The 16,259-nt window shown below is 64.7% G+C and carries 15 protein-coding genes; 2 read left to right on the top strand and 13 right to left on the bottom strand.

Annotation, left to right across the window (positions count from 1 at the left end; genetic code table 11):
• Positions 1-101 precede the first annotated feature (101 nt).
• Together IVA78_RS12590 and IVA78_RS12585 are read left to right on the top strand one after the other, a co-directional pair.
• Positions 102-1,412, top strand: a complete 1,311-nt coding sequence (locus tag IVA78_RS12590) for an O-antigen ligase family protein (protein WP_247415467.1) — start codon at positions 102-104, stop codon at positions 1,410-1,412.
• Entirely contained in the window at positions 1,409-2,434 is a 1,026-nt protein-coding gene (locus IVA78_RS12585) for a cellulase family glycosylhydrolase (RefSeq protein ID WP_247278147.1), read from the top strand. The genes IVA78_RS12590 and IVA78_RS12585 overlap by 4 nt, the downstream gene beginning before the upstream one ends.
• Before the next feature lie 24 nt (positions 2,435-2,458).
• Here the strand turns inward: IVA78_RS12585 and IVA78_RS12580 are convergent, their stop codons facing one another.
• From IVA78_RS12580 to IVA78_RS12520, 13 genes are all read right to left on the bottom strand, one after another.
• A complete protein-coding gene (locus tag IVA78_RS12580; protein ID WP_247278146.1) occupies positions 2,459-3,085 on the bottom strand; it encodes an NAD(P)H-dependent oxidoreductase in 627 nt (208 codons plus the stop codon).
• 6 nt (positions 3,086-3,091) lie between these two features.
• Positions 3,092-4,666 (bottom strand): isochorismatase family protein, encoded by a 1,575-nt coding sequence (locus IVA78_RS12575; RefSeq protein ID WP_247278145.1) that lies wholly within the window; start codon positions 4,664-4,666, stop codon positions 3,092-3,094.
• 73 nt (positions 4,667-4,739) lie between these two features.
• Positions 4,740-5,588, bottom strand: coding sequence for an MBL fold metallo-hydrolase (locus IVA78_RS12570; protein ID WP_247278144.1), 849 nt, complete (start codon positions 5,586-5,588; stop codon positions 4,740-4,742).
• Positions 5,589-5,619: 31 nt separating this feature from the next.
• Positions 5,620-6,504: an amidohydrolase family protein gene (locus IVA78_RS12565; protein ID WP_247278143.1), complete on the bottom strand. Its 885-nt coding sequence runs from the start codon at positions 6,502-6,504 to the stop codon at positions 5,620-5,622.
• Positions 6,501-7,622 (bottom strand): VWA domain-containing protein, encoded by a 1,122-nt coding sequence (locus IVA78_RS12560; RefSeq protein ID WP_247278142.1) that lies wholly within the window; start codon positions 7,620-7,622, stop codon positions 6,501-6,503. Before IVA78_RS12560 ends, IVA78_RS12565 begins: the two co-directional genes overlap by 4 nt.
• A complete protein-coding gene (locus tag IVA78_RS12555; RefSeq protein WP_247278141.1) occupies positions 7,619-8,500 on the bottom strand; it encodes a MoxR family ATPase in 882 nt (293 codons plus the stop codon). The genes IVA78_RS12560 and IVA78_RS12555 overlap by 4 nt, the downstream gene beginning before the upstream one ends.
• Before the next feature lie 10 nt (positions 8,501-8,510).
• On the bottom strand, positions 8,511-9,533 hold the full coding sequence (locus IVA78_RS12550; protein ID WP_091887626.1) for a molybdopterin cofactor-binding domain-containing protein: 1,023 nt from the start codon (positions 9,531-9,533) through the stop codon (positions 8,511-8,513).
• The gene (locus IVA78_RS12545; RefSeq protein WP_247278140.1) at positions 9,534-11,126 is read right to left on the bottom strand and encodes a molybdopterin cofactor-binding domain-containing protein; all 1,593 of its coding nucleotides are present in this window, start codon (positions 11,124-11,126) and stop codon (positions 9,534-9,536) included.
• Positions 11,127-11,135: 9 nt separating this feature from the next.
• Positions 11,136-11,612, bottom strand: coding sequence for a (2Fe-2S)-binding protein (locus tag IVA78_RS12540; protein WP_247278139.1), 477 nt, complete (start codon positions 11,610-11,612; stop codon positions 11,136-11,138).
• A 12-nt stretch (positions 11,613-11,624) separates the two neighbouring features.
• Positions 11,625-12,443: an FAD binding domain-containing protein gene (locus tag IVA78_RS12535; RefSeq protein ID WP_247278138.1), complete on the bottom strand. Its 819-nt coding sequence runs from the start codon at positions 12,441-12,443 to the stop codon at positions 11,625-11,627.
• Positions 12,444-12,445: 2 nt separating this feature from the next.
• On the bottom strand, positions 12,446-12,889 hold the full coding sequence (locus IVA78_RS12530) for an SRPBCC family protein (protein WP_247278137.1): 444 nt from the start codon (positions 12,887-12,889) through the stop codon (positions 12,446-12,448).
• 2 nt (positions 12,890-12,891) lie between these two features.
• The gene (locus IVA78_RS12525; protein WP_247465491.1) at positions 12,892-13,329 is read right to left on the bottom strand and encodes an SRPBCC family protein; all 438 of its coding nucleotides are present in this window, start codon (positions 13,327-13,329) and stop codon (positions 12,892-12,894) included.
• A 10-nt stretch (positions 13,330-13,339) separates the two neighbouring features.
• On the bottom strand, positions 13,340-16,237 hold the full coding sequence (locus IVA78_RS12520; protein ID WP_247278136.1) for a flotillin family protein: 2,898 nt from the start codon (positions 16,235-16,237) through the stop codon (positions 13,340-13,342).
• Between the last annotated feature and the right edge of the window lie 22 nt (positions 16,238-16,259).

Here is a 16,259-nt window from a genome sequence, read left to right as displayed (position 1 = left end):
TATCGTTATTAAATCCTTAAAGTTCGGCCTCCTGTGCGCTGGGAGTGGCGGAGCTCGACCGTGCTAGCAAATTATTAACCGTGCCTAGGGAAGGTCGGTTCATGGCCAGCCTGCAGACCGAGGTGGATTCCGGGACACTCGAGAGCGCGTTCTGGGAGACGCGCAGCGTTGGCGTTGAGAAGATTGCCAGAGCCGCGATCAGTTGTTCGATTACTATCAACGTGATTGCATCGATGGGCATCTTCAACGCCGCGCTCCTGCCGCCGGAGCTCACCTTTGTGCAGCAGACCGCGGCGCTTCTGATGTGGGGCGTCCTCATCTACGCAAGTGCATTCGTGCGCCCGCGCCTGCGTCTGCAGTTCAATCTCGATCTGATCGCGCTGCTCGCATTCTACACGTTCGCGGTGGCCTCCGTGTTCTGGTCGAGCCTGAGCGCGGCGGCGTTCATGAAAAGCGCGGCGCTTGCCATGACGACCTTCGGCGCGTTCTGTCTCATCACGCGCATCGAGATCGACGAGATTGTGAGGGCCACGGCCCTTGGGCTGGTGATATTGGTCGCCGCATCGGCTTTCTGTGCGCTTGCTGTCCCCGATATCGGGATAGACCAGACCTGGATGCATAGCGGTCAATGGCAGGGCGTCTATGAATCGAAGCAGACGCTCGGATTCGTCGGCGCGTATCTGATGTTTTTTGGCTGTTATCGTAAGATGAAGGGGCAGGGTTGGCCGACGTTCCTCTTCGTGTTCCTGCTGGCCTCGACCTGCGTCCTCGCGTCGGAATCGCGCGGTGCCGGCGCTGTTGCCCTGGCAGCCTGTGCGTTGCTCGTGACCTCGATGTGGTCGGTCGGCTGCATGAGGGTCTATGCGGTGCTGCCGTTCGTCATGTGTCTCCTGGCCGGAATTCTGTTTCTTTATTTTTACCTGACAGGCTATGACGCCATCCATGTCGGCGATGCGACGATCGATTTCACTGAACGAACCTTCATCTGGCACTACGCCATCAGCCATTTCGACGATGCGCCGCTGCTCGGTTTCGGGATCAACGGTTTTTGGACGGTGCCGTCGATCTACGATTATTTCGAACAAAACCACGGCTGGGTACTCGACAATTATCACAGCGGCTACATCGCGATCCTGATGGAAACCGGATTTCTGGGATACGTGCTTTTCGCAGCGAGTGTCCTTCTGTTCTCGAGCAAGATTCTCCATCTGATCTCGACCAGATCCATCGATCGTTCGCACTGTGCTCTCATCATCGGATTTGTCGTCCTGAGCTTCCAGACCAATTTCACGGAGACGACATTCCTCCGCTCGACCATGTTCACGTCGGTGTTGCTGGTGGCGTTCTTGTTCGCGACCTGCAGGCCTGTGCCACAGGCCGATTTGCAGTCCTTGCAAATGGACGCAAGATGACCGTCATGCGCGCTCGGTGGGCGGGGAGCGCCATGCTGGCAGCGACGGTGATATTCGTCGCATCGCTCTTCTCCGACGTTCGCGGAGCCGAGCGGGCCAATTCCCGCGACGTGCCGAAACTCGGGCGCGGCATCAATATTCTCGGCTACGATGGAATCTGGGAGGGCGGTCAGAACGCGCCCTTCCGCCTGGAGAATTTGACGGCAATCAAGAAGGCCGGATTTTCGCACGTCAGGATCAACTTCTTCGGCTTCAAGTTCATGGGTCCGGAGAATGTCCTGGATGAGATCGTCCTGAGGCGGCTCGACACCGTCATCGAGGAAGTCCTTGCGAGGGGCCTCATTCCTGTGCTCGACGAACACGATACCCACGTTTGTCAAAGCGACGTTGCCGGATGCACTGAGAAGCTGAAGTCGTTCTGGAGGCAGATATCCGAGCGCTATGCGGGGCAGTATCCCTCGCTCGTCTTCGAGGTCCTGAATGAACCTGGCGGGCTCATGACGTCCGCCAGCTGGAATTCACTGCTCAACGAGTGTCTCGCGATCATCCGCCGCACCAACCCCGAGCGGCCGGTCATTGCCGCCGTTCTCAACACGGATGATATTCCTGTCGACGAGCTGGCTCTGCCGGCCGAGGACAGGAAGCTCATTGTCACTTTTCACTACTACGCCCCCATACGGTTCACGCACCAGGGTGCACCATGGTCTGCAACTTTCTCGAAGATCGGTCCGCTGGCTTGGGGTACTCGGGATGACGAAGCAAAAGCCGCCGCCGATTTCAGGAAAATGAGTCTCTGGGCGGAGAGTGAGAGGCGCCCCCTTTATCTCGGGGAGTTCGGGGTGTACGAGCGTGCGCCGTCCGACAGTCGCTTGCGATACCTCTCCTTCGTGGCGAGAAACGCCGACAGGCTTGGCTGGTCATGGGCCTACTGGCAGTTCGACCATGATTTCGCGGCCTTCGACAGCGCGCGTCAGGCCTGGAAGCCGGGCATCCTGCGCGCCTTGATCCCGCCGCCGCATTGAAGCGGCGACGTGTTCGCAACGGCATCAGAAATGCGCAGCCAGGGCGCCGAGGCGCTTGAACGCCCGTTCACGGGCGGCCTCAATCGGTTGTGGGGGTCCCGTGGTCGGCCCGATCGGCACGAAACGGACATCGTTGATGCCAATGAAGCGCAGGATTTCCCGCACGTAGGGCGTTGCCATGTCGATGCGGCCGCGGTTCATGCCGGTGGAGAAATCGCTGCCGCTGGCGAGGATCACGAGCGTTGGCCGGTCCCTCAGCAGCGGAACGTATCCCTGGGACGGATCGAACCGAAAGGTAAGCCCGGGCTGGACGATGATGTCGATGAACTGCTTCAGCTTGTAGGGGATGCCGAAGTTCCACATCGGCGTCGAGATCAGCACGCGATCGGCGAGTGAAAAGCGCAGCGCGATGCGCTCGGCCTCGGTAAAACCGTCGCGTTGAGGATCGCTGAAGCGCTGGCCGTTCATGCGGGCGTATTTGGCCTCGAGGATGGGACCAGCGAACTCAGGCATCCGCTCGCGCCAGAGATCCATGAAGTCGATGTCCCAATCGGGATGGGTCTGACGAAAGCCGTCAATGAAGACCAGCGCGGCGGCACTCGATTCCGAGTCGGGGCGGGGCGAGCAGGACAGATGCAGGAGCTTCGGCACTGCGCGTCATCCCAGCGCCCTAATGACCGCCTCCGCCCTGGTCACCACCGCGACATTTTGCATGGCGAAGTTGATCGAGGCGTTGTGCCAATCCGCATTCATGGTCGAGCAGCAATCCTCGGGCACGATCATGAAGTAGCCCTTGTCGGCGCCGGTGCGCGCGGTGTGCTCGACCGACATATTGGTCCAGGCACCGGTATTGATTATCATGTCGCGGCCGGTGGCTTTCAGGATCGTCTCCAGCCGCGTGCCTTCCCACGCGCTCATGCGCATTTTCTCGACGACGAAGTCGCCCGGTCGCGGCTCGAGGCCGGACACGGGCGCCGCACCCCAGCTTCCGCGTACCATCGCCTTGCTGTCGACGAGGCCTTCGAACAGCGGCGCATTCAGCGTGACGCCGGGCGCGCCGGGTTCGACGATGAACCAGACATGGATGATGGCGACGCCGCGGGCGCGCGCGGTCTCGGCAAGACGGCGGACGTTGTCAACCACGTGCTGCTGCCGCGCATGACCGGGGGCGCCCGACTCGGCGAAGGCGCCGCCCTCCATGATGACGTCGTTCTGAAGGTCCTGGATGATCATCGCGCATCGCTGCGGATCGAGCCGCATCTCGCCCTCGGCGAGGATGGGCGAGGTTGGCGCGGAGCTTGGCGCCGTGCCGCCGCCGCTTCGCCGGCCGCTCATATAGGGCTCATGCCGCGGGCCGACCTTGGTCGGGATCGCGTACACCGAATGCGTCGCAGTCAGATACAGCATGCGGAAGTCCGGACCGCCCCAGGCGAGGTTAGCGACGAGCTCTGGCACCCGAACCTTGCCGAGCAGCTCACCGCGCGGCGAATAGACCCAGACGCCGCCGGGCGCGGTGACCCAGACATTGCCCTGCTGATCGCACTTCATGCCGTCGGGCAGACCTGGCTCGAGCTCGGAGCGGATGCCGCTCGCAAACACGCGCGCGTTCGACAGTGAACCGTCACTATCGACGTCAAAGACGCGGATCAGCGCCTGCACGGTGTCGTTGACATAGAGCAGCTTTTCGTCGGGCGAGAAGCACAGCCCGTTCGGCTGGTCGAACAGGTTGCGGTCGACGACGAGCTTCGGTTCGCCGCCGGGTACGAGGCGATAGACGCCCTGAAAGCCGAGCTGGCGTGGCCGCTCGACGCCATAGACCGGCATCCGACCATACCAGGGATCAGAGAAATAAATCGCGCCGGAAGAGTGTACGCAGACATCGTTCGGGCTGTTGAGTTCCTGGCCCTGGAAGTGTGAAGCCAGCACCTCTCGCCGCCCATCCGGCCGCTCGCGGACCAGCGACGACGTCGCGTGCTCGCAGACGATGAGGTTGAGCTCGGCATCATAGGTCATGCCGTTGCATTTGTTCGAGGGACGCTTGACCTCCACGACGCCGCGCCGCGCGTCCCAGCGCCGCCGCACGTCGCCCGGCATATCCGAGAACAGGAGGTAGTGATCGACCGGATGCCAGATCGGTCCTTCCGTGAACTCGAAGCCGGTGCCGACTTGCGCGACCGGCGCGTACGGGTCGATCAGGGTCTCGAAGTCGGAACGCAAGGTAACGTGGGTCATCGGTCGATCCTCCAGGACCATGGTCCGGAAAGTACGGCGCGGACTTCCGGCAAGATCATGCGCAGAAAGGGTCTCAGGCCGGGAACCAGTTGCGCTCGGGCAAGGACTGCACGATCGGGCCTGGGACCTGGTCGTGCAGCCGCCCGACGACATTGCCGCCTTCGATCTTGGCGGGGCGATCGTGCACGGGAAGGAGATAGCGCGAATTGCTGAGCAGCTTCTTGATCGCCGCCTTTTCCGCGCGCTTGCTGGTGCCGTGGTTGCCGGTGGTGCGCGGCTCCCAATCGTGGATCTCGTTGAAGGGCGTGACGATCTGGTCGTTGAAGTCGTAGATCACGTCGCCGCAGATGGTGGCAATGCCGTCGGCGGTGTGAACGATGATGTTCATCGATCCCTCGGTATGGGCGTTGGCGGCATCGCAATAGACGCCGGGCATCAACTCGATCGGGCCGGTGACCTCGAGATCCAGAAAGCGCAGCGCGCTCTTGGTGTGCAAGCGGTCGATCAGGTGCTTGATGTCGGGCGCTGGATATTGGGGATGCATCAGGCCGGAAACGGAATATTCGAGCTCCCTGCGGTTGAGGACGACTGTCGTGTTCATCGGAAATAGATCGTCCTTGCCGGCATGGTCGATGTGCAGATGAGTGTGGCAGACGAAGCGGACGTCGCCCATGCGCACACCATGGCGCGCAAGCTGATTCTCGATCATGTTCTCGTGGTATTGCAGCCCGCGCATGCCCAGCGTCTCCATGATCTGGTTGGAGCGATAGCCGGTATCGACCACGACCGGATATTTGCCGCCGAGGATCAGGAAGCCCAGGGTGAGAACGCGGCGCGTGCGGCCGCAGTCGCGGCCGAGCACCAGGAAGCTCGATTCCAGCTCGATATCGCCGTAGTCCAGGATCTTGATCTCCAGCGCCATTCGCGTCCCTCCTTGTATTGCTTCTTGTCTGTCAAAGCCGATAGACGCGCGTAGCGGTCGCCCGAAAGATCGCGTCCTGTTGTTCGGTGCTCAGCGGTGCGGCTGCCGCGCAAAACGCGTCGACGAGCTCGCGATAGCTGGTCCACAATTTCTCGATCGGGAAATTGGAGCCGAACAGGCAGCGCTCGGCACCGAAAATCGCAACGGTGTCGGCGAGAACGGCAGCGATGTGCGCGGGATCGTTGCGATGGATGAAGGTGCCGAGCCCGGAGAGCTTTGAGACTACGTTCGGGCAGGCCGCAAGCCGCGCCATGCCGGCGCGCCAGGCGGCGCGGCCTGCCGCCGAGAGGTCCTCCAGCATGCCGGCATGCTGGAGGATGAAAGTCACCTTCGGACAAGCGTCGGCCAGCTCCGCTGCCTCCGGCATCTGCGGCGTGAACACCTGCAGGTCGAAGCTCCAGCCATAGTCGGCGAGATGCGCGACGTTGCGGCGGATTATTGGATCTGCGCAGAGATCGGGGCGGGCTGCAAAGCGGTAGCGCGGGTTCTCGTGCCAATGCAGTTGCATGCGTACGCCGCGCACGAGCGGATAGCGCTTGAGACGATCGAGCTGGGGACGAACGTCCTCGACCGCGAAATTGGCGTAGGCGATGATCGCGTGCGGCCAGCCGTGTTCGTCGGCGGCCTGCTGCACCCAGGCGGCCTCGTCCTCGAAGCGGTCGTTGGCCCAGTTGGTCTGCACATAGACCGAGCGGGTGACGCTGGTGCCCTCGATGTCGTCGAGATATTCCTGGATCGGATAATCGCGCCGTATCGACTCGTAGGGGCCGAAGATTCGCGGCTGCATCGGACCGATCAGCCAGGGCAGGTCGGCCTGCCGCCAGATGTGATGATGGCCGTCGACAATATTGGTCACGCCGCTCTCCTTCGTCCCAACGCCAGAATGTGCGCGACGATCGACGCGCTCGAGCCGCCATCCACGAGATCATCGACGAAGCGCTCGATGGCAATGAGCGCTTCGGTCTGCGGGCGGAAGGCCGGGCTTGTGGCGAGCGGCGTCAGCCAGCTCAAGCGCCAGGACCGCCGCGATAGTTTCGCGACGGCGTCGCGAAGTGCGTCGCCTTCACCGCGCTCGAGTCCATCGGAGACGATCACCACAGCGGCGCCACGCGCATAGCCGCCGAACCGTGGCACGGCGAGGAAGGCTTGCAGCGCATCGCCAATGCGGGTGCCACCATCCCAGTCGCTGACGAGATGAGCGGCTGCGTTCAATGCCTGCTCGCGACGCTTCAGTCGTAAGGGGCGGGTGACCCGCGTCAGCCGCGTACCGAAGGTGAAGACCTCGACATTGGGTGCCGCCTGCACCAGCGCATGCGCGAGCTTCATGTTCTCCTCAGTGCGAGTCTTCATGGAGCCGGACACGTCGATCAGCAGCAATATCTTGCGTGACCGCTGCCGCCGCTTGAGGTGACCGAGCCGCAAGATCTCGCCGTCGCTGCGGACGGTGTCGCGCAAGGTGCGGCGGAGGTCGGCAAATGGTCCGCGGCGGGCGCGCATGCGCCGGTGGCCACGCCGTCGCGGCAGACGTCGCGACGCCTCGCGCGCCAGGCGGCGTAGCGCGTCCGTTGTCGAACTCACCCCAAAGCGGCGCTCGACCAGCGCCTCGCTTCGGGTCGCGGTGAGGCCGGACTCGCTCGCCTCGTCGGAGAGCAGGGGCTCCTCGTCGCCGCGGCCCTCTTCCTGGAGGCGAACCGTCTCGTCGTCCTCGCCCTCGTCATCGCGCGCAATCGTCTCGCTGCCGCGGAAGTGGAGATCGAACAGCCGGTCGAAGGTGGCACGACGATCGGGCGGCGGAGCTAGCGTCGCCAGTGCAGCTTGTCTGATATCCTCGATGCTATCAGGGCCGAGCAGCTCGATGGCCGCCAGGAACGTCGTGGTCTGCTCCGGCGCCACGGCAAAGCCATTCGCGCGCAGCAGCGGGACGAAGGCGACGAACACGCGCGCGGCGCGCGGGAGCTGCGGCTCGGTGCTCATGCGGTCGCCTCCGCGAGCATGGCGTCGAGCCGCGGCGAAATGAAATGCAGGTCTTCTTCGTCCTTCAGCGCCACGCCGATCGAGCGCTTGAACGCATCGGGCCAGCGCGCGCCGCCCTCGTGAAGGAGCGTCGCGGCCTCGGCCCAATCGACGGCCTCAGCGATGCCCGGTGCCTTGCTGAGCGGCTCGCGCCGCAGCCGTTCGACGGTCGCGACGACCGCGCGTGCCGTGGCCTCGGCGACGCTCGAGGCGCGCATCATGATGATGCGGGCTTCGCGCTCGGCGGTGGGATAGTCGATCCAGTGATAGACGCAGCGGCGGCGCAGCGCTTCGTGCAGGTCGCGTGTCCGGTTCGATGTCAGCACGACCACGGGTCGCTCCGCCGCGCGTACCGTGCCGCGCTCGGGGATCGAGATCTGGAAGTCGGAGAGGAATTCGAGCAGGAAGGCCTCGAACTCCTGATCGGCGCGATCGATTTCGTCAATCAGCAGAACGGTGGAATCGGGTGCGCGCAGCGCGGCCAGCATCGGCCGCTCGATCAGGAACGTCTCGCCATAGATGTCGATGCTCTCGTCGCCGGCCTGGCGGATCGCGAGCATCTGGCGCGGGTAGTTCCACTCATAGAGTGCGGCCGACGCGTCGATGCCCTCATAGCATTGCAGGCGGATGAGCCGGCGGCCGAGCACGGCAGCGATCGCCTTTGCAGCCTCCGTCTTGCCGACGCCGGGCGCTCCTTCCAGCAGCAGCGGCTTGCCGAGCGCGAGCCCGAGATAGGCGGCGGTGGCCAGTCCCTCGTCGGCGAGGTAATAGGCTGCGCGCAGCGCCTTCTCCAGCGCTTGTGGGCTGTCGATTCCGACGATGTTGCTGCGAACCGCCACGGCCAATCCTCTAGCGTCGCGCCTGCGGCCGTGCGCCGCCCTGGGCCTTGATCGCGCGCAGCACTTTCTCGGGCGTAATCGGGAGATCGTCGATGCGCACGCCGACCGCGTTGAAGATCGCATTCGCCACGGCCGGCAGCACCGGGTTGGCGCACATCTCGCCGGGACCCTTGGCGCCGAAGGGACCATCGGGAGCAGGGCGTTCCAGCACCGCGATATCGTGCGGGCAGATATCGCCGGGGCCGGGCATCAGATATTCGACGAAGTCGCGCGGGCCGTGAGCGGGGTCGGGATAGTAAGGCTCGGGCGTCTCGTAGAGCGCGTGGCTGACGCCCATCCAGGCGCCGCCTACGAGCTGCTGCTCGACCAGCCGCGGGTTGAGCGCGCGGCCGAGCTCATAGGCGGAGTCCATCCGGACCATCGCGACCTCACCGGTCTCGTCGTCGACCTCGACCTCGGCGACCAGGCAGGCATGGGCATAGCAGGTTGCCGGCGACATCTCTCCGGTTTCGGGGTCGACATCGGACAGCGGTACCAGGAATATTCCCCGGCCGGAGATGGTCTTGCCCTGCTTGAATTGCGCGGCGATCGCGACATCCTTGGTCGAGATCGAGCGATGCGGCGCGCCTTTGACATGGATGTTGCCGCGCCCGTCTGTCTCGAGGTCGGCGGCGTTGACCTCCAGCTCCTCGGCCGCAGCCTCCATCATCACGCCGCGGGCTTCGCGGGCTGCAGCCATCACGGCGTTACCGACGCGGTGAGTGCCGCGCGAGGCGAACGAACCCATGCAATGCGGGCCGGTGTCGGAATCCGCGGTGTCGACGTAGACGTCCTCGACCGGCACGCCCAGCGTCTCAGCGCAAATCTGCCGCGTCACCGATTTCATGCCCTGGCCGAGATCGATCGACGACAGCGCCACTGTGAACTTGCCGCTGGGATTGGAGTGAACCAGCGCCTGGCTGGGATCGCCGCCGAGGTTCATGCCGATGGGATAGTTGATCGACGCCATGCCGCGTCCGCGATGTCTGGTCATCTAGCGCCTCCTGGTCCCGAACACGGAAGAGAAGCGGGTGGCGCCGTGCGATGGTGCCGCCGGGCGGGGCGGAGGAGGCGGCGGTGTCGGCGGTGGCGGTTCGCGCGGCGGCTCTCTTGTCGCGGTCACGGGTGCGCGGTCATAGGTCGTGCGCTGCTGGGCGGGCGCGGCCGGCCGCGCGCGCACATCCGTCGGCGTCGGCGGAATCGCGGCGCGGCTGCCGCCACCATCCTTGCGCGAGGAGGCGCGCCTGAACTCGTCGCGGATCGGCCATTTGGCCTTTTCGGCGGCGACCTGAACGCATTCGATCAGCGCCGTGTTCTTGGCCTCGCGCCGATGCGCCTTCATGTCACCGTCGCGATAGGCGTTCAGAATCCGGAACTCCATTGGGTCCATGCCGACGAGGTTTGCGAGCTTGTCCATCTGGCATTCGATGGCAAAGTCCATCGCGGTGACGCCGAAGCCGCGCATGGCGGTCGCCGGCGTGCGATTGGTGAAGACGCAGTAGACGTCGCCATAAACGTTCGGGATGGTATAGGGGCCCGGCAAATGCGCGGCGCATTTCACCGCGGCGTAGCTAGAGAGCCGCGTATAGGCGCCGCTGTCGAAATAGGCACGGATCTTTCGGGCGACGATGCGGCCGTCGCGCATCACGCCGTCCTTGATGTAGATGCGCTCGGCGCCGCGCGGCGGGCCGTACTGCATCTCCTCCTCGCGACCGAACACGTAGCGCACGGGCCGTCCGGTCAGCATGGCGCCGAGGATCGCGAGCGGCTCGGTCAGGGTATCCACCTTGCCGCCAAAGCCGCCGCCGACCGTGCCACCGATGAAGTGGAAGGTGTTGGAAGGCACGTCCAAAATCTTGGCGCAGGTATCGACCGAGAAGAACAGCGCCTGGGTCGAGGTGTAGACGACGTAGCGGCCGTTGGTGTCGGGCGCGGCAATCGCGCCATTGGTCTCGGTCGGCGCGTGCTCGATCGGCGACATCTGGTAGCGCTGTTCGAGGACGTGGTCGGCGTTCGCGAGTGCCGCATCGGCATCGCCGAACCGCAGGCGCTGGTGATCGTAGACGTCGTGATAGATGAAGGCGTTCTTCGGATAGGTCTCGTTGACCACGGGCGCGCCCGGCTTGAGGGCATCCTCGACGTCGAACACGGTCGGTAGCGGCTCATAGTCGATCCGCACTTTTGCAATGGCCTCGAACGCCTCACGCTCGCTGTCGGCGACGATGGCGAGGATCGGCTCGCCCTTGTAGCGGACCTTGTCGACGGCCAGTGATGGCTCGTCGTCCTTGCCGAAATTGATCAGGCTCAGCAGCGTGTTGAGATTGACCGGCACGTCAGTGCCGCGAATGATCCGGCGCACGCCGGCTGAGCGTTCTGCGTCCGTGGTATCGATGCGGCGCAGCTTAGCATGGGCCTGAGTCGAGCGAACGACCTTCAAGTGCAGCATGCCCTGGAGCTTATGATCGTTGAAATAGCTCGACGTCCCCGTGATGTGGCCGAGCATGTCCTGGCGCTGCGTGCCCTTGCCGATCTCCTTGAGATTGTCGTCGCGCTCGTCGGCGAAGATGTCCTTGCGTAGTTCCAGCATGATCTGACCTCAGGCGCTGGCCCGGCCGCCGGCGGCGGCGAGGATGGCATTGATGATCGGCTCGTATCCGGTGCAGCGGCAGATGTTGCCGGAGATCGCCTCGATCACGTCGGCCCGGCTCGGGGACGGATTGCGGTCGAGCAGCGCCTTCGCGGCCATCAGCATGCCCGGCGTGCAATAGCCGCATTGGGCGGCAAAATTGTCGGCAAAGGCGCGCTGGAGCGGGTGCAGGTTCGGACCCTGCTTGAGGCCGTCGAGCGTTTCGACGGAGTGGCCCGCGACGGTCTCGGCGAGCGTCAGACAGGAGAGGTGGAGTTCTCCGTCGATCAGCACGCTGCAGGTGCCGCAGCCGCCCTGGCCGCAGCCGAACTTAGGCGTCATGTCACCGACCAGCTCGCGCAAGGCGACCAGCAAGTTGGCGCCGCCATCGACGAAGATGGCGACGTCGCGGCCGTTGTGACGAAATTGCAGAGGCGTCTTGGACATGTTGGTCCTTGTCTATTCCTGACCGGACAGCAAACGGCGGAGATGGACGCCGACGATCTCGCGGCGATACCAGGCGCTGCCGAGCGCGTTGTCCGCGGGCGATGTGCCCTCGATTGCGGTAGAGGCGGCTGCATTGATGTTCGCGGTATCGAGCGTGCGTCCTTCGAGGGCACGTTCCGCGGCCTTGGCGCGGATCTGGGTCGCCGCCATCGAGCCGAGCGCAATGCGAGCACCGGCGATGCGCCCGCCGCTGACCGGCAGATGTGCGGCCAGCGTGATGACCGAGCCGCCCTTCGGCTTGATGCGGGCAACTTTGCGATAGCGAAAGGCCTCGGCGTTGGCCGGCCGGGTGCAGGAGACCGAGAGGACTAACGCACCGGATTGCCGCTCGCGCGATTGCAGGAACTCCTCGATCGCGATGTCGCGGGCGCCGAAGCCGCCTTGCAGCGCGACTGTGGCGTCGAGCGCCAGCAGCGCCACGGTGAAATCGCCGTAAGGGTTGGGCGCGAACAGATTGCCGCCGACGGTGCCCATGTTGCGCACGGCGGGCCCGCCGATCGAACGGGCGGGCGCGTGCAGGAAAGCGAGGTCCCGCTCGCCGAGAATTCTCGCGAAAGTGACGCCGGCACCGAGCGTGATGCGTGGGCCGGACGCATCGATCCGGCTCAGCGCCTGGTCACTGGCGCGAACGATGGTCGATATCGAGACGTCGCCCTCGTTCAATGCCCGCATCACCAGCGTGCCGCCGCCGAGATAGCGCGCGCTGCGGTCCGAGGATATGGCCCCGGCCGCTTCGCTGGCGCTGGCAAAGGTCTTTACGGTCACAGCCATGGTTAGGCGGCCTCCTTCAGATGGCGGCGGATCGCCTCGAATCCCGCCTGGTAGATGTCTTCCGCGACCATGTGGGTGATGCGGTCCCTATCCTCGGGCTTGGTGGTGAAGCGCGATTCCCAATTCCAGAAGGTGCGGTCGCCATCGGTCACCGGGAGCAGTCGGACATGGGCGACGTAATTGAACATCGGGATCGGGGTATCGAGCAGGCAATAGCTGAAGGTCTGTTCGAGGTCGGACAGCGCCAGCAACTGCTCGCGCAGCTCGGAGCCATCCTTGAGCTTGAAGCGCCTGATACAGCCGATCTTGTCGGAGGCCTGAGCGCGTTCGATCGAGGAGGTCGCAACCGCCGGATGCCAGCGGTCGTGGCCGTTGAAATCCCGCAGCAGGTCCCACACCGCATCGGTCGGTGCGCTCAGGATCGTGCTCTTGACGATATGCGGCACGGCTAACCTCCGAACACGCGTTTCAAGGCGTCGAAGCCGCCCTGGAACACGCCGCCGCCGATGTTGCTGACGAGCTCGGTCTCGCGCTCCGGCGCGCAGTCGAATTCGGCGGTCCATTCCACAAAGGTCTGGTCGCCGTCGGTGACGGGCGTCAGCCGCAAGGTCGCGACGTAGTTCTCGACGCCCATCGGCGATTCCAGGATCGAGTAGGTGCAGAACATGTCGTAGTCGGATAGGCCCAGGAGCTTCTCGCGAATGCGGTCGCCGTTGCGCAGGCGGAAATCCCTGACGCAGCCGATCTTGTCGGCGGGTGCGCCACCCTCGATCCGGCTTTCGGCGATGGCCGGATGCCAGTTCGGCAGGCCGTTGAAATCGCGCACCCGCGCCCAGACGCGGTCGTTGCGGGCGTTGACGACGGTGGAGACATAGACGCGGGCCATGGATCAGACCTCAGCTCTTCTTTCTCGGCCCGCGCTCGGCCGGCGGCTCGCCGCCTTCGGCCGCAGGCGGGGAGGCCGGCTTGTCGCCGCCACTCTTGCGCGCGGAATCCCTGATGCCCTGCATGTCGCGCGCCTCGCGGATCAGGCCCGGCATTTTTGCGAGACTGCCGCCCTCGACGCCGATGTCCGACAGGATCGAGTCGATCAGCGGCGCCTGAACGCGGTAGCGCAGCGCCGAATCGATCACCTCGTCGGTGGCGCTGCGGCCGCCATTGCCGTTTCCGTGGCCATTGCCGTTGAGGCCATCGACCTGGAGGATGCGGATGCCCTCGATCTTCTCCATCGGCTTGACGCTCTCGCGTACGATGCCCTCGATGCGGTCGAGCAGTTTTCTGCGGAAGAGGGAGTAGCGCGCCTGGTCGGTGAGAACGTTCTCGGCCTCGTTGAGCAATCGCTGCGCTTCCGCTTCCACGGCCGCGCGCACGCGCTCGGCCTCGGCGGCGATCCGTGTCTCCTCGGCCTGCTTCTCGGCGATGAGAATTTCTACGCCCTTGCGACGCTTGGCAATCTCGTTCTCGCGAGCGGTGATGACCCGCTCGGTGGCTTCTGTGGCGCGCATCCGCGCTTCCTCGGCTGATGCTTTGGCTGCGGATTCCTCCAGCGACTTCGTGTGGATTGCGATCGCCTTCTCCATCAGCACGGTCTCGACCTCCTTCTCGCGATTGATTTCGAGCTTGCGCAGCTCGCGTTCGCGGCCGATCCGGGCTTCGTCGAGGCCGCGGTCGGAGGAGATGCGCGCGCGCTCGACTTCCTCGCGCGCGGCAATCTCGGCTTCCTGCAAGGATTGCACCCGAGCAACCTCGAGCTGCTCGATGGCGCGACGCCGCTCGATCCGGGCGGCTTCCAGCGCCTGCTCGCGCGAGACGTCGGTGGTCTCGACCTCCTTGCGTGCGACGATCTCTGCCTGCCGGACCTGGCGATCGGCGTCGATCCGCTCGGACTTCTTGGTGGACAGCGCGATGACGCGGTCCTCGTCGGCGATCTCGATCGCCTTCTTCTGCTCGATGTTGAGCACCTCGCGCTTCTTGGAGGAATTGATCCGTTCGGCCTCGAGCGCCAGATCCACCGTGATACGCTGGCGCTCGATCGCGTCACGCCGCTTCAGCTCGGCCGCCTCCAAGACGCCGGTCCGTTCGATCTCCAGTGCGCGGGTTTCGCGCTCGGCCTGGATGCGCTCGGCCGCAACCGCCTTCTCCTGGGCGATGCGGGCCGCCTCGATCGCCTCGCGCGAGGCGATATCAGCTTCCTCGACGGCGCGGTTGCGGGCGATCTCAAGCGAGCGCACGCGCTCCTCCTGCGCGATGCGCGTGGCCTCCGTGGCTTCTCGCGCTGCGATGCCGGCGACGTCGAGTGCCTGGTTGCGCTCGATCTCGAGTTGCCGTGTGTTCTGTTCGGCGGCGATGCGCTCTGCCGCGAGCGTCCGCTCGCGGGCGATGCGGGCCGCCTCGACCGCGCGTTGAGCCTCGATCTCGGCCTCCTGGATTGTTCGCACCTGCTGGATCTCCAGCGCGCGGGTGCGCTCGTCCGAGGAGATGCGCTCGACATTGACCGTCATGGTCTGGGCGATGCGGGCCTTTTCGGTGGCTTCGCGCGCGGCAATCTCTGCCTCTTCCACGGCACGCGTGCGCTCGATCTCGCGGCGCCTCGTCTCCTCGTCGTTGGCGATGCGGGCGTCGGTCACGACGCGATCCTGCTGGATCCGCGCCTTCTCGATCGCCTCGCGCGCGGCGATCTCGGCTTCCTCGACCGTGCGCATCCGCTCGATCTCGCGTTGGCGTACCTCGCGCTCCGAAGCGATGCGGGTGGTGTCGATCGAGCGCTGGTTGGCGATCCGGGTCTTCTCGATCTCCTCGCGCGCCAGCAGTTCCTTCTCCTCGATGGTACGGGTGCGCTCGATCTCCTTCTGCCGGGTCTCCCGCTCGGAGGCGATGCGGGCCTCCGCGATCGCCTGATCATTGGCGATGCGCGCGCGCTCGATGGCCTCCCGCGCAGAAATCTGCGCCTGTTCGGCCTCGGTCTCGCGGAGCGCGCGTTCGCGGGCAACCTCGGTGCGCTGAAGGGCGCGGCGCATCTCGATGTCGCGCTCCTGCTCGAGGCGCGCGGTCTCGCTCTCGCGCTCGATCTCGAGCGCCTGCCGCTCGGCTTCCAGATTGCGCGAGCGGATCTTGATCATCGAGTCCTGCTCGATATCGTTGCGCAGCTTTCGCTTGGCCTCGATATCCTCCATCAGGCGGGTCAGGCCTTCGGCGTCGAACCGGTTCGACGGGTTGAAGAACTCCAGGTCGGTCTGATCGAGATCAGTGATCGCGACCGATTCTAGCTCGAGACCATTCTGGGCGAGGGCTTCGGATGCATTGGTCTTGAGGCGTGCGACATAGTCGCCGCGCCGCTCGTGCATTTCCTCCATGGTCATTTCGGAGGCGACCGAGCGGATCGCGGATATGAATTTGCCGGCCAGCAGCGCATGGAGCTGCTCGGGCTCCATGGTGCGGCGGCCGAGCGTCGCCGCCGCGATCGAGACCGCTTCGCGGGTCGGCTGGACCCGGACATAGAAGTCGGCCTCGATGTCGACGCGCATGCGGTCGCGGGTGATCACGGCGTCCTGCTTGGAGCGGACGATGCCCATCGGCAGCACGTTCATGTTGACCGGCGTGTAGTCGTGGATGAACGGCAGCACGAAGGCGCCGCCATCGATGACCACGCGTTCGCCGAGGAAGCCGGTCCGGACGAACGAGGTCTCCTTCGAGGAGCGGTGGTACAGCCAGTTGACGATGTAGACGCCAACCACGATCACGACGATCGCGACGATCAGCCAGAGGATCAATTCACCGACGAGAATCCCCGACATCTTTCCCTCCCTCGTACCTTCG

This window comes from Bradyrhizobium sp. 137 (assembly GCF_023074095.1).
Taxonomy (GTDB): Bacteria; Pseudomonadota; Alphaproteobacteria; order Rhizobiales; family Xanthobacteraceae; genus Bradyrhizobium.
The sequence above is the reverse complement of the archived record's forward strand: the minus strand, read 5'-3'. Positions and strand labels throughout refer to the sequence as shown.

Bases quoted from the DNA above. Each gene is read 5' to 3' on its own strand.
- IVA78_RS12590 (WP_247415467.1), top strand. From the start codon at position 102: ATGGCCAGCCTGCAGACCGAGGTGGATTCCGGGACACTCGAGAGCGCG.
- IVA78_RS12535 (WP_247278138.1), bottom strand. From the start codon at position 12,443: ATGGCTGTGACCGTAAAGACCTTTGCCAGCGCCAGCGAAGCGGCCGGG.
- IVA78_RS12525 (WP_247465491.1), bottom strand. From the start codon at position 13,329: ATGGCCCGCGTCTATGTCTCCACCGTCGTCAACGCCCGCAACGACCGC.
- IVA78_RS12540 (WP_247278139.1), bottom strand. From the start codon at position 11,612: ATGTCCAAGACGCCTCTGCAATTTCGTCACAACGGCCGCGACGTCGCC.
- IVA78_RS12560 (WP_247278142.1), bottom strand. From the start codon at position 7,622: ATGAGCACCGAGCCGCAGCTCCCGCGCGCCGCGCGCGTGTTCGTCGCC.
- IVA78_RS12550 (WP_091887626.1), bottom strand. From the start codon at position 9,533: ATGACCAGACATCGCGGACGCGGCATGGCGTCGATCAACTATCCCATC.
- IVA78_RS12520 (WP_247278136.1), bottom strand. From the start codon at position 16,237: ATGTCGGGGATTCTCGTCGGTGAATTGATCCTCTGGCTGATCGTCGCG.
- IVA78_RS12570 (WP_247278144.1), bottom strand. From the start codon at position 5,588: ATGGCGCTGGAGATCAAGATCCTGGACTACGGCGATATCGAGCTGGAA.
- IVA78_RS12575 (WP_247278145.1), bottom strand. From the start codon at position 4,666: ATGACCCACGTTACCTTGCGTTCCGACTTCGAGACCCTGATCGACCCG.
- IVA78_RS12585 (WP_247278147.1), top strand. From the start codon at position 1,409: ATGACCGTCATGCGCGCTCGGTGGGCGGGGAGCGCCATGCTGGCAGCG.
- IVA78_RS12545 (WP_247278140.1), bottom strand. From the start codon at position 11,126: ATGCTGGAACTACGCAAGGACATCTTCGCCGACGAGCGCGACGACAAT.